Annotated in this window: 14 protein-coding genes and 1 riboswitch; of the genes, 13 read left to right on the top strand and 1 reads right to left on the bottom strand. The window is 34.2% G+C overall.

Translation table 11 applies throughout. The features are described from left to right. The first annotated feature begins 98 nt into the window (after positions 1-98). The 9 genes from ACTNEP_RS13560 (at position 99) to ACTNEP_RS13520 (ending at position 8,081) form a co-directional block, all read left to right on the top strand. The gene (locus tag ACTNEP_RS13560) at positions 99-815 is read left to right on the top strand and encodes a pseudouridine synthase (RefSeq protein ID WP_441162553.1); all 717 of its coding nucleotides are present in this window, start codon (positions 99-101) and stop codon (positions 813-815) included. 68 nt (positions 816-883) lie between these two features. Then, on the top strand, positions 884-1,474 hold the full coding sequence (gene resA, locus ACTNEP_RS13555; protein ID WP_441162552.1) for a thiol-disulfide oxidoreductase ResA: 591 nt from the start codon (positions 884-886) through the stop codon (positions 1,472-1,474). A 10-nt stretch (positions 1,475-1,484) separates the two neighbouring features. Next, a complete protein-coding gene (gene resB, locus ACTNEP_RS13550; RefSeq protein WP_441162551.1) occupies positions 1,485-3,107 on the top strand; it encodes a cytochrome c biogenesis protein ResB in 1,623 nt (540 codons plus the stop codon). A gap of 46 nt (positions 3,108-3,153) precedes the next feature. Beyond that, a complete protein-coding gene (ccsB, locus tag ACTNEP_RS13545) occupies positions 3,154-4,341 on the top strand; it encodes a c-type cytochrome biogenesis protein CcsB (protein ID WP_441162550.1) in 1,188 nt (395 codons plus the stop codon). A gap of 81 nt (positions 4,342-4,422) precedes the next feature. Further along, the gene (locus ACTNEP_RS13540) at positions 4,423-5,142 is read left to right on the top strand and encodes a response regulator transcription factor (protein ID WP_441162549.1); all 720 of its coding nucleotides are present in this window, start codon (positions 4,423-4,425) and stop codon (positions 5,140-5,142) included. Between the two features lie 3 nt (positions 5,143-5,145). Continuing rightward, positions 5,146-5,324: riboswitch (cobalamin riboswitch) on the top strand. 94 nt (positions 5,325-5,418) lie between these two features. Next, a complete protein-coding gene (locus ACTNEP_RS13535) occupies positions 5,419-5,793 on the top strand; it encodes a DUF4430 domain-containing protein (RefSeq protein WP_441162548.1) in 375 nt (124 codons plus the stop codon). A 4-nt stretch (positions 5,794-5,797) separates the two neighbouring features. Further along, the gene (locus tag ACTNEP_RS13530; RefSeq protein ID WP_441162547.1) at positions 5,798-6,292 is read left to right on the top strand and encodes an ECF transporter S component; all 495 of its coding nucleotides are present in this window, start codon (positions 5,798-5,800) and stop codon (positions 6,290-6,292) included. Positions 6,293-6,409: 117 nt separating this feature from the next. Beyond that, the gene (locus ACTNEP_RS13525) at positions 6,410-6,955 is read left to right on the top strand and encodes a sigma-70 family RNA polymerase sigma factor (protein ID WP_441162546.1); all 546 of its coding nucleotides are present in this window, start codon (positions 6,410-6,412) and stop codon (positions 6,953-6,955) included. Continuing rightward, entirely contained in the window at positions 6,942-8,081 is a 1,140-nt protein-coding gene (locus ACTNEP_RS13520) for a hypothetical protein (RefSeq protein WP_441162545.1), read from the top strand. The genes ACTNEP_RS13525 and ACTNEP_RS13520 overlap by 14 nt, the downstream gene beginning before the upstream one ends. Before the next feature lie 78 nt (positions 8,082-8,159). Here the strand turns inward: ACTNEP_RS13520 and ACTNEP_RS13515 are convergent, their stop codons facing one another. Further along, on the bottom strand, positions 8,160-8,411 hold the full coding sequence (locus ACTNEP_RS13515; protein ID WP_441162544.1) for a ferredoxin: 252 nt from the start codon (positions 8,409-8,411) through the stop codon (positions 8,160-8,162). Positions 8,412-8,543: 132 nt separating this feature from the next. Here ACTNEP_RS13515 and ACTNEP_RS13510 point away from each other — a divergent pair, with 132 nt between their 5' ends. The 4 genes from ACTNEP_RS13510 (at position 8,544) to ACTNEP_RS13495 (ending at position 13,279) form a co-directional block, all read left to right on the top strand. After that, entirely contained in the window at positions 8,544-9,617 is a 1,074-nt protein-coding gene (locus ACTNEP_RS13510; RefSeq protein WP_441162543.1) for a helix-turn-helix domain-containing protein, read from the top strand. Continuing rightward, positions 9,610-11,121 (top strand): RecQ family ATP-dependent DNA helicase, encoded by a 1,512-nt coding sequence (locus ACTNEP_RS13505; protein ID WP_441162542.1) that lies wholly within the window; start codon positions 9,610-9,612, stop codon positions 11,119-11,121. Before ACTNEP_RS13510 ends, ACTNEP_RS13505 begins: the two co-directional genes overlap by 8 nt. A 1-nt stretch (position 11,122) precedes the next feature. Then, positions 11,123-11,710, top strand: a complete 588-nt coding sequence (locus ACTNEP_RS13500) for a lysostaphin resistance A-like protein (RefSeq protein ID WP_441162541.1) — start codon at positions 11,123-11,125, stop codon at positions 11,708-11,710. Between the two features lie 585 nt (positions 11,711-12,295). Next, a complete protein-coding gene (locus ACTNEP_RS13495; protein WP_441162540.1) occupies positions 12,296-13,279 on the top strand; it encodes a YpdA family putative bacillithiol disulfide reductase in 984 nt (327 codons plus the stop codon). The last annotated feature ends 35 nt before the right edge of the window (positions 13,280-13,314 follow it).

The following is a 13,314-nucleotide window of genomic DNA, read 5'->3' as shown; positions in this document are numbered from 1 at the left end:
GCTTTAGATAAAGCGCTACTGCTTTTCATGTATAGGAAATAAAAGACATGGTAAACAATGATAACATAAATCTGTAAAGAAAGTGTGTGGGGTATAATATGGAAAGGCTGCAAAAAGTAATTGCAAAAAGTGGTATCACTTCTAGAAGAAAAGCAGAGAAATTAATCGTGGATGGCCTCGTCGAAGTAAATGGGAAAGTTGTTACGGAATTAGGAACTAAAGTAACCGAACAAGACGAAGTAAAGGTAGAGGGAGTGCCTATCGAAAAAGAGAGATTACGTTACTTTCTTTTTTATAAACCACGTGGTGTAATTACGAGTGTTTCCGATGAAAAAAACCGAAAGACTGTAACGGATTTTTTTGAAGGATATGATGAAAGACTATATCCTGTTGGAAGACTTGACTATGATACTTCAGGTATATTAATTGTGACGAATGATGGGGAGTTTACCAATTTATTATTACACCCAAGTCACCAGATTAATAAAGAATACATCGTCAAAACGGAAGGAATCCCATCTAAAGAAAGATTACAGTTATTCAAGAAGGGTATCCGTTCTGAAGGGGATATACTTAAAGCAAAACAAGTAAAAATAATGTCAACTGACCCAAAGAAAAAAACCGCCATTGTTAAAATCGTTTTACATCAAGGAAAGAACCGTCAAATAAGAAGAATGTTTGAAGCAATTGGCACACCAGTTCAGAAGTTGAAAAGGGAAAAATTTGGCTTTTTAACGTTAGATGGGTTAAATGCAGGAGAACATCGAGAATTAACACCATTAGAAGTTGCCGAACTAAAAAAGATAGCCAAGTAATTGTTAAATAACTGTCACAATTTTTGCTCATCGTAAATGGTACAATGTTCGAAGGGAGTGGGGAAGCTATGAATAAGATTGAACAGGCAAAACAGCAGAAACAAGTTAAAAAGCGAAATCGCTTTATTTTTCGGTCTGTAATATTAATCATACTTTTTGGAGCTTTGGTGTTTGCAATAGTTTCTAATTTAACAGCTGAAGAAGACGCTACGGTAGATATAGATGACAAAGCACCAGATTTTCAACTAAACTCTGTTGCGAACTATGATGTTGGTGGTGAATCATCCTTACAATTATCAGATCTTGAGGGAAAAGGTGTCATGTTAAACTTCTGGGCTACATACTGTGAGCCGTGTGAAAGAGAAATGCCTTATATGGAGGAATTATATCCAAAGTATAAAGAACAGGGAGTGGAAATGGTAGCTGTTAGTGTTGATGCAACAGAATTAGTAATTGATAAGTTTGTAGATCACTATAATTTGTCATTCCCGATACTTCATGATAAAAATAGTCAAGTTTTGGATGCTTATGGTATAAGACCATTACCTACTACGTATTTTATTGACGAAAATGGAGTAGTCGTTGAACGAGTATTAGGCGAACTTTCACTAGAACGATTAGAAGGCTATTTACAACAGATAGTACCAAAGGGAACGTGAGGGGTTTTTTATGAACACAATAAAATGTAGTACATGTGCTCATCAGAACAAAGAAGGGACTACCATTTGCGAAAAATGTGGAAAACCGTTAGATAATGACAAGCAAGGTACTTTATTGAATATGCGATATGACGGAAGTGCTATTCGCTCAAAAACAAGAAACCGTTCGATCGTGGATAAAATTTGGAATTTCTTTTCTTCGGTAAGAGTTGGCGTAACACTAATTGCTATCGCGTTAATTGCATCTGCCATTGGAACTATTTATCCTCAGCAAATGTATATACCACAAAATGTTGATCCGGCTATACACTATCGGGATCAATACGGAATAACTGGGCAAATCTATTATCAATTAGGATTTCACAATTTATACAGCTCATGGTGGTATATGGTGTTGATTGCCTTAATCGGAATATCGATTTTTATTGTCAGCATTGACAGGGGAGTCCCACTATATAAAGCATTAAAAAATCAACCTGTTAAGAGACATGCAAATTTTATAAAAAGGCAAAAATTTTTTGGAGAATATACAGATTATCAGGTAGAAGATAAAAATAAATTGATTGAAAATCTAAAAAAACAACGATATAAAATAACAGAGAGTGATGGACATATTCTAGCGGAAAAAGGCAGATTTTCCCGATGGGGCCCATATGTGAATCATTTAGGATTGATTATTTTCTTATTAGGTACATTATGTCGATTTATTCCATTTATGTACGTCGATGACTTTGTTTGGGTTCGAGAAGGTGAGACGGAAGTTATACCAAGCACTAATCAACAGTATTACATAAAAAATGAAGAGTTTATCTTCGAAACGTATGGAAATGATGACGAAGATGCCATCTTTGAAGCAGCATTACAAAATACAAGTGGACCAGTACCGAAACATTTTGAAACACGGGCAGTAATTTATGAAGATGTATCAAGAGATGTTGTAGGTGCAGAGCCAGAATTAACAGAAGTTAAAAGTGGTGAAATCATTGTAAATAATCCAATGAAAATAGATGGCTTATCTCTCTACCAAGATAGTTATCAATTAAATGAATTTCAGACGATGTCCTTTAAGTTACACGAGGTGGATGATGAAAGCGAAGAAGCAATTGTGGAATTTACCGTAGATTTAACCGATCCAGAAAGTGAATATGTATTTGATAATGGCTATCGTATTGAGCTTAATAGATATTATCCAGATTATGAATTGAGTGATGGTCAGCCAAGGTCGATATCTAATTATCCTCGTAATCCAGGCTTTGTCTTCTTTGTTCATGCACCTGACATAGAAGAAAGTGAAGCAAGCTTTTTAGCGATTGGTCAAAACATACCTTCAGGTGATAATCAGTACAAGCTTGGTTTAACAGATTTTAGCGTAAGAGATGTAAGTGGATTAAAGGTTAGGAAAGATCTTACGCTACCGATAATTGGCTTAGGTGCTTTTATTTTTATGATCGGCGTCGTACAAGGTATGTACTGGCAACATCGTAGAATATGGCTTCACCAGGGTGAAAAAAGTATTCTTATTGCATGTCATACGAATAAGAATTGGTATGGACTAACAAGAGAATTCGAAAGAGTAATAGATGGTACTTCTTTCACGATGGTGCAAGATCAGGAAAAAAAGAATGATCTATAATGAGTTATTGTTGCCCCGCTGATGGCAAGGAGGAGGAGATAGAAAGATGGATATATTAGCGTTAAGTAATGGCTTATTGTATACTGCTTTTGTCATTTATTTAATTGCTGTCATCTTGTTTGCTGCCACAATTAAAGACAAACGACATGAAAAGCAGTTTACATTATTGAATAAATTAGCAATTGGTACCACTATACTAGGTTTTATTGCACAAGTTGGTTACTTTATTACAAGGTGGATGGTGAGTGGACATGCACCTGTAAGTAATATGTTTGAATTTGTAACCTTTTTCGGTATGATGCTTATATTAGCGTTTATCATTTTATATTTTATCTACCGAATTGAATTATTAGGGTTATTTGCTTTACCAGTAGCACTGCTAATCATTGGATATGCAAGTATGTTTCCGACAGAAGTATCGCCACTAGTACCTTCATTAAAAAGCCACTGGTTATATATCCATGTTACAACAGTTGCTTTAGGAGAAGCGATATTAGCAGTAAGTTTTGTAGCAGGAATGATCTACTTAATCCATCAAATTGATCAATCCAAATCAACTGCTAGAACGAGATGGTTGGAAGTTATTATGTATTCCATTTTTGCGACACTAGGTTTTGTGATCATTACCACGATTTTCTCAGCAATGGATTATAACGCTTCTTTTTCTTATGTTGTAGATGAAGAAGAAGCGACTTTAGACTATCATTTACCTGCACTATTTGGACCTGAAAATGGTGAATTACTGTCAGAAGATAAAATGGATGCTATTTTTACTGCGCCAGGATGGATGCATGGAGCAGAAGCACCACGAAAGTTTAATACATTAATGTGGTCACTAACAGTTGGTTTAATATTATATTTGCTGGCTAGAGTAATCTTAAGAAAGAGAGTGGCTGCGTCTATCCAGCCTTTATTAAAAAAGGCCAACCCGGAATTATTAGATGAAGTATGTTATCGTGCCGTTGCTATCGGATTTCCGATATTTACTTTAGGGGGATTAATCTTTGCAGCGATTTGGGCACAGGAAGCATGGAATCGATATTGGGGCTGGGACCCGAAGGAAGTTTGGGCACTGATCACATGGTTCTTTTATGCAATTTTCTTACATCTTCGCCTGTCTCGAGGTTGGCATGGTGAAAGATCAGCGTGGTTAGCAGTAATAGGATTTGCTATCATAATGTTTAATTTAATTGTAGTTAACTTAGTATTAGCTGGGTTACACTCTTATGCGTAAACATCTTGACAGAAAGTACAAGTGATATTTGTCTCTTGTGCTTTTTGCCTATATACTATAAAGAGATAAGGGGGGAGAAGAATGGAGCAAGAAAGCAAGAAAATTCTTGTTGTAGATGATGAAGAAAGAATTCGACGTCTATTAAAAATGTATCTTGAACGTGAAGGCTTTGAGATTGAGGAAGCTGCTGACGGTGAAGAGGCTCTGAAATTAGCTCTTACAGAAGATTATGAAGTAATCTTACTTGATTTAATGATGCCAGAAAAAGATGGATTGGAAGTTTGTAAAGAGCTGAGAACTAAAAAGACAACACCTGTGATTATGCTTACAGCTAAAGGTGAAGAGTTAAATAGAATTCATGGATTTGAAGCTGGGACAGATGACTATATCGTCAAACCATTTAGTCCAAGAGAAGTAGTTTTGCGGGTGAAAGCCTTATTAAGAAGATCCTCCAGTGCTAACTCGGCAAACACATCCAATAGGTCAAAAGATTTGATCGAATTTCCACATCTATTGATTGATAATGATGCACATCGTGTGTTAGCGGATAACAAGGAAGTTAATTTAACACCTAAAGAATACGAGTTGCTTTTATTTTTGGCAAAATCACCTGATAAAGTTTTTGAAAGAGAAGAATTACTTAAAGAGGTTTGGAAATATGAATTTTTTGGTGATTTACGAACTGTAGATACGCATGTGAAGCGATTAAGAGAAAAACTTAGCAAAGTCTCACCAGAGGCAGCGAAAATGATCGTAACCGTATGGGGTGTAGGTTATAAATTTGAAGTAACACAAAACTAAAAACATTATTATGTGTTTAATGGTGTTTTGCTTAATAGGGAATCTGGTGAAAGTCCAGGACTGTCCTCGCAACTGTAAGTGCAACGAAATAGCTAATGTCACTGTACGGATAAACGTATGGGAAGGCGCTAAAGTAGATGAATGCACAAAGTCAGGAGACCTGCCATTAAACATCCATTCATGCTTCGGGGATTAAGCATGTAGAGTAGTATCACCATTATACATACTTTAACTAGCTTTTTTCCTCAGGCCAAATTAAATTGAGGAGAATGAAAGATGAAACAATTACAACAGTTTTTTATTATGATAACTTTAGCGATAATAATCGCTGGTTGCGGAAATACGTCGACTACAAATGAGGAAATCTCGATCATGTTAACTATCACAGACCATACATCACAGACAACGATCAGTGAAGATGAAATAACGTTGCAAGCAGGAACAACTTTATTATCTGTTTTAGAGGATAATTACAATGTGGAAGTAACGGATGAAGGATTTCTTACCGCTATTGAGGAATATGAACAAGATCCGGGAGCAAATATGTATTGGACATATGAAGTGAATGGTGAAATGGTAAATGAAGGAATCGCTAATTATCAAGTAGAAGATGAAGATCATATAACATTTGATCTTCAAGTAATTGAGTGAGACTTTGAATACCTATAAACTTACACTCATATCATTGTTGGCAGCTGTATGTATTGTAGGAAGGTTAGCATTTCAATTTTTACCGAATATACAACCTGTTACTGCAATTATTATTATTTCTGGAGCTATGCTAGGCGTTTTACCAGCTATATGCATTGCCATCATCACAACCTATATCACAAATCTTTTTTTGGGAATGGGGATTTGGACTATCTGGCAAATGATAGGTTGGGTAGTAATAGGTATTTTCGCTGGAATTATCGGTAAATATACAAGAGAAAAGCAAATGATGTATTTAACTATTTTTGCGTTTGTTGCAGCCTTTATTTATGGCTTGATTGTTAATCTAGGTACTTTTACTTTTGCAGGAAATTTTATTGCCTATTACTTAGCAGGTTTATCGTTTGATCTGATCCATGCCGTAGGAAATGTCATTTTTATGCTCCTTTTGTACCCGGTATTAAATAGAATATTCCAACAGACGAATCGTTTGTTTTAATACAATTACTACCACAGTATTACATACTGTGGTATTTTAGTTTTAATGATTTCGTTAGTATGTAACTTTTTCGATCATCATTTCGACAAATAGTATATAGGGTGAGGGGGTCTTGAAGTGAAGACCACTTTTGAAGATTTTTATCAGAAATATCATCAGGATTTATTTCAGTTTATATTTTATATGGTAAAAGATAAACAACAAACAGAGGATATCATTCAAGAAGTCTATATTAAAGTGCTTAAATCTTATGAGCATTTCAAGGGAGAAAGTTCAGAAAAGACATGGCTTTTCTCTATTGCAAGGCACGTCACATTTGATCATTTTCGCAAATTAAAAAGAAGAAGAAATAAGTTCTTAGATTTTTTTAATTGGGAAGAAGAAGGAGAACTTATTAAATCCAAACAAAAAAAGCCCGAAGAATATGTCGTGTTAGATGACCAATTGAAACAGCTCTATCATTGCTTGGATCATTGTACAAAAGATCAAAAACAAGTCATTATTTTACGTTTTATGCAAGATTTTAATTTGAAAGAAACAGCTGAAATTTTAAATTGGTCGATAAGTAAAGTGAAGACTACTCAACACCGTGCACTGAAAGTTCTACAACAATGTATGATGGCCTCATATAGAGAGGAGGAAGATTCACATGAAGAAAAATAATCAACATCAAGAGCATTTAAAAGAACAACTACGAAAATTACCTAAAATAGAAGATACGCGTAGTAAAGAGGAAATTTATCAGCAGATTGAAACAAAAATGCATGAAGACAGATTACCTTCTCGTAAAAAAAGGTTCCCTGTGTGGATTCCAGTTATTGCTTCAGCTTGTGCCGCTTTAGTAATTTTCATTGTTATACAAGGCCAAGATTTCTCTAATAATTTTGAGCAATCTGCTTCCGAAACGGCGGAGGATTCTGACATGGAGCCCTTACAAAAATTTGATAGTAATGATGATAGCTTTGCTACAAAAGAAGCAGAAATGTATCCTGAAAATGAAATACACAACAAATCTATCGATGAATTCCATTATCTAATTGATATTGAAAATATACATCCAGCAAGTTATATGGCATTTTTAACTGAGAAAGCTCAACATATTGTCCCCATTACCGTTTTGGATAGTACATTTACGTATAGTAAAATGAACGAAGTTATTAACTTAGAGGAAAACGGCTTATATGATATTGGAATACGTGATATACATTTTGAAAGAGAAAATCAAGAGGTTGCTGCGACTTTTTCTGACTCATTTGAATTGCCACCTAGTGAAAGAAATAGTAGGAATTTTGATAACATATTGTCTTTTATGTTTCAACCATTAGGTATTGAAGAGATAAAGTTTGAAAATCATGCTCCGATTTTGAACGAAGTTACGACTAGTGATAACTTATATCCAATAAGTCAATATGAGCAGATTCCTTATAAATTATATTACAACAATGGAGAAGAATGGTTTGCTGCAAAAATGGATGGTACCTTTAAAACCTTCACTGAAGCTTTGGAGGAGATGAAAAAAGCAGAGGTTAACTTTCATGTTCAGCCTTCGATACCTGAAGACGCGGAGATTGGAATAGAAGATCTTACGGAAGGTCAAGTACTTGTTTCCTTAGCTTCTGATCAAATTGGTGAAAATCAAATAACCATTCAAATGATTGAGGCAATTCTTGCCACTGCTTTCACATATGGATATCAAGAAGTAAATTTTGATATCGGCATCGATCAAGTTGGCAGATATGATTTAACAGAGCCACTTCCAACTACCGACCGAATTAATATCGTCCAATAGATTAATTGTAGACAAGAAAATCCGGGTGAGTCACCCGGTTTCCTTCAAAAAGTGAAAGAATTGAAAGGATAGGACACTTTACAAAGAAAAGGGTGTGCATGATGAAGACCTTGCTTTGTAAAGTATCTTGACTGATTCTGTAGGACAGCCTTCATGTGCATCCAAAAGATCTTCTTCCCATTCTGTTGGCACTTCTCTTTCACCTTTATTATTATCGAGCTTACTGTAGGCAACTCCTTCGTCGTCATAATCGAATAGATCTGGAGCAGTTGCGCCACAGACTCCGCATGCAATACAAGTTTCCTTATCTATCCACGTATAATATGGCATTAATAGCTACTTCCTTTTCATTCTTATTATATAGCTATTACATTATCAAATACTTTCTTAAGTTACAATAATCTTGTATTCAAATTCCACAATAATTGTTAAAATATGAATATCATAAATTGAGGTGTTTGTATGTTTGAATATATATTATTGGATAGTATTATAAAGTTAAATGGTGAACGTACAATTTATAATATATTTCATCTTTTATCTGCTAAAAAATCAACGCAAACGATCCAAGACAGCAACTTATTTGGTTTAACTAACTATTTCGGGGTGTATAAATCTTTACACAGACAAGAATTCACGATAGAAATTCACCGATTAAGGGAAAATCAATTAGTTAGCTTCCATCATGATCAACAAATTGTAGTTGTGACAGACAAAGGAAAAGCGTATTATAACGAACTTCATGAAAAGTATGGTACTTATTTTTATCTGAATGGTGCGGATTATCATCACACTGCAGAGCATTTTCAAAAACATCTGTTGCTATTTATTCAAACCTTGACACACTTACATATAAAAGAGCATCGTTTTATACCTATTATAGAGGACGTTGAAAGCCAGAAGTTTGTAAAGAGATTATGGAAAAACATACAACAGCATGGTACTGAAAAATTATTGAAATATGTATATCAAGATTTGCATTTCATTTTAAGGAATTTTCCGGACACTCATGCAGGTGTATTTGTTGATAGTTTAACAACGTATAAAAAAGTAGGTCTAAGTAGATATCAACTTGCTAATAAATATCACAAATCATATCACGATATGTATTTGATATTCACGAATATGATTCATGCAATATGTAAAACAATTGAATTAAAACAACCATTAACAATTCTTTCGCAATTATATCCAGTTCATAAAAAGAATCCGTTATTAAGTGATTCGGCAAATCAAACCTATTACTATATACAACAAGGTCTAACAATTGAGGAAATAGCCAATCTTCGTCATTTAAAAGAAAATACCATCAAAGACCATATTGTGGAGATCGCCTATTTAGATAAGACTCTAGATTGGTCGCCATATATGACAAGACAACAGTATGTATTAATTAAAGAGATCTTTACAAAGCTAAAATCCAAAAAATTAAAGGATATTAAAAAGCAATTACCAGATGCGATTAGTTACTTTCAAATTAAACTTGTTATGGCCTTAGGTCAACGAGAGAGTACGGGAGAGCATTATTATGTCTGAAAAACAATTAGAACACTATTTACAAGCCTATTTTGGTTATTCGACCTTCCGACAAGGGCAAAAGAATATAATCGAAGCAGTGCTGAAAAAACGAAATGTCTTTGCTGTCCTGCCTACTGGTACTGGGAAATCTATTTGCTACCAATTGCCTGCTATGCTATTAACAGGAACTGTTCTAGTTATATCACCTTTACTCTCATTAATGACAGATCAGGTAAAACAGTTAAGAGCTACCGGTTTTAAGAAAGTAGCTGCATTAAATAGTATGCTTTCTTACCAGGAGCGTGAAACGTTAGTACAAGAGCTGGCTTCCTATAAATTAATCTATTTATCACCTGAAATGCTTCAAAATAAACGAATTTTAGATCGAATAACATCATTGAAAATAAGTTTGTTTGTAGTAGATGAAGCACATTGTATATCACAATGGGGACACGAATTCCGCCCTGATTACCTAAGGATAAAGGATATTCATCAGCTAGTAGATAAGCCTCCATTATTAGCATTGACAGCAACAGCTACTCCAGACGTCCAAGAAGATATTATAGAAGCATTACAATTATCTAAAGTTGAAAAATATATCTATCCAATGGATCGCCCTAACATTTCGCTCGTAATGGAACAAGTGAATCATATGAAGGAAAAGGAAGAGAAGCTTTTAGAGCTAACCCAAAATTATCCGGTACCAACCTTGATTTACTTTTCCAGCAGAGAAGAAGCAGAGAGGGTAGCACTCATATTACAATCCAAAGTACGTCATCGTCATATTGCCTATTATCATGGTGGTTTAGATAATCAGGATCGATTGTTGATTCAACAACAATTCATGAATCAACAATTGGATGTAATTTGTTGTACAAATGCTTTTGGTATGGGGATTAATAAAAAAGACATCCAATTAATTATTCATTATCATTTACCATCACAAATTGAATCATTTATCCAAGAAATCGGAAGGGCAGGAAGAAATGGCCAAGAATCTGTTAGTGTCACACTTTATCATGAGCACGATCGGATTATTCCACAACGGCTAATAGAAATGGAATTACCTGATATGGAAGTTATTAAGCAAACACTCCAGCTCATTTACAATAATGGTAAATCTATTGAAGAAATAAAAGAAGAATTTTTAATCAAATCAAATGGTGTGGAATCTCACTGGAGATTTCTAAGGTATCAGTTAGAAAAACTTCAACTATTAAAACATGACTTAATAAGCATTTCCTATGAGGAGGCTATTCATACCATTAAAAAAACGATAGAACAGCGTTATCAATACAAATTTAATAAATTAACTGAAATGTTAAAGTGGGTTCATACAAAAGAGTGTAGAAGAAGAGGGTTATTTACGCATTTTCAGGATACTATTCAAAAACCTACACATATGTGCTGTGATATTTGTGATTTTAAATGGGAGAACTGGCAACCAGTTTTTGATAAAAACAATAACATCGAGCAAAACTGGCAAACAACGTTGAAAGAAATACTATATCAAGGAGAATGACATGCAAAAAAGCCAAGCAGAAATCATCCAATACCTATCCAGTAAACAATTGAAACAACAAGTATGGATCTCTCAATCGATACTTGCAGTAATTACTGTCATTTTAGCATTTTTCTTATTTGAGGATTGGCACACTATTTCTTCGTTGTTTTATTTCAATTGGTTCGATTGGGTTATTTTTGGTGTTATTTCTCCTTTTATAATTGTTTTTCTTGATCTACTGCTTATGAAAGTATTTCCGGAAAAATGGTTGGATGATGGAGGTATTAATCAAAAAATTTTTCAGGAAGGATCTTATATAGAAATTATTCTATTATGTTTTTTTATTGCTTCTATTGAGGAATGGTTATTCAGGGGCGTCATTCAAACAAATTTTGGAATTGTAGTTGCAAGCTTACTTTTTGCCATTGTTCATATAAGGTATTTATCGAAGGTAGTACTTTTTGTTTCGATTATTGCTTTAAGTTTTTGGATAGGTCTAATTTATCATTGGACCAGCAGTATTATTGTTGTAATCACACTCCATTTTCTAGTAGATGTTATATTGGCATTGCTTATAAGATCAAGGAGGTTTCTTTATGCAAGATGAAAATAGATTTGACCAGGCAACATCTCTTAGAAATCAAATTAAACATCAACAAATGAGAACTAGTCATGAACACTCATTACCTCCAAGAAGTAGGACACATCAAAGTAGAAAATCGAAGCGGAAATGGAAATTTCCCCTCCTTTTTGTATGGTTTATGTTAGTAGTTCTTGTGGTGGTATTAGTCTGGTTATCAATGTCTCAATGGTGAGAGAACTCTGAATAGAAAACTTTTTTAGACATGAAAATTCGGCTCACCAACCTCTGCCCTTTTCCACTAAATTGTTCTGTTAGTATAAATACATTCATTAACAATCGATAATCCAATTGGATCACAAGCAATATCTTATATATGGTAAAAAAGCATAAATGATTCTAGCGTGAAACTAGAAGCAAGTAGTGATCAACTAATTAATCATTATCCATCAAGCAATTAAACAAGTTTGCTATATTTCTGTAAGTAAAAATGTTAATATTATATATGACAAACTGCCTAATAGTTTAAAAATTCAAGCCGAAGTTAACCGTTTCAGGCTGAATTTACAATATACATATTTAACGAAGTGTTGAAGGAGAGTGTCTTGCTTTATGCAACAAGAAAAAGCGATTGTAATTGGTGCAGGACCATGTGGTATGTCTGCAGCAATTGAATTACAAAAAATCGGTATCGATCCATTAATTATCGAAAAAGGCAACATTGTTGACTCTATTTATCAATATCCGACTCACCAAACCTTTTTTAGTTCAAGTGATAAATTAGAAATCGGTGATGTAGCCTTTGTTACCGAGAAAAATAAACCTGTTAGAAACCAAGCATTAGCTTATTATCGCACAGTAGCAATTCGAAAAAAATTACGGATTAAGAGCTTTGAAGAAGTAGTAAAAGTGAAACCAACAAAGGAAGGTTTTCTTTTAGAGACGAAAAACCAATGGAAGGAAACGCAACACTATCAATCAAAGTACTGTATTATTGCAACAGGATATTATGGACAACCGAATTATATGGGAATTAAGGGAGAAGATTTAGAGAAGGTTTTTCATTATTTCAAGGAAGCACATCCTTTTTACCAACAAGACGTAGCGGTGATTGGTGGGAAAAATTCTGCAGTAGACGCAACAATCGAATTACATAAAGCTGGGGCAAATGTAACGGTTCTCTATCGTGGAAGTGATTATTCTTCAAGCGTTAAACCTTGGATATTACCTGAATTTGCTTCGCTTGTTAAGCATGGAAAAGTAAAAATGGAGTTCAATGCAACAATAGAAGAAATAACAAGTGATAAAGTGATTTATCTGGTAAATGGAGAGAGGAAATCAATCAAGAATGATTTTGTATTTGCTATGACAGGTTATCAACCCGATCAAAACTTCCTAAAACAGATAGGAATCACGATCGAAAAAGAAACAGGAAGACCAACTTTTGCAAGAGAGAGCATGGAAACAAATATTAAAAATGTTTATATTGCAGGTGTTATTGCTGCTGGATATGATAATAACGAAATTTTTATTGAAAATGGTCGTTTCCATGGAGGATTAATTGCTAAATCGATTAAAACTAAAGAGGAAATGTAAAAAAGTAATACTCTCCACAAAATTCATGTGGAGAG

It is taken from the genome of Gracilibacillus sp. HCP3S3_G5_2 (assembly GCF_052063305.1).
Taxonomy (GTDB): domain Bacteria; phylum Bacillota; class Bacilli; order Bacillales; family Amphibacillaceae; genus Gracilibacillus.
The sequence above is the reverse complement of the archived record's forward strand: the minus strand, read 5'-3'. Positions and strand labels throughout refer to the sequence as shown.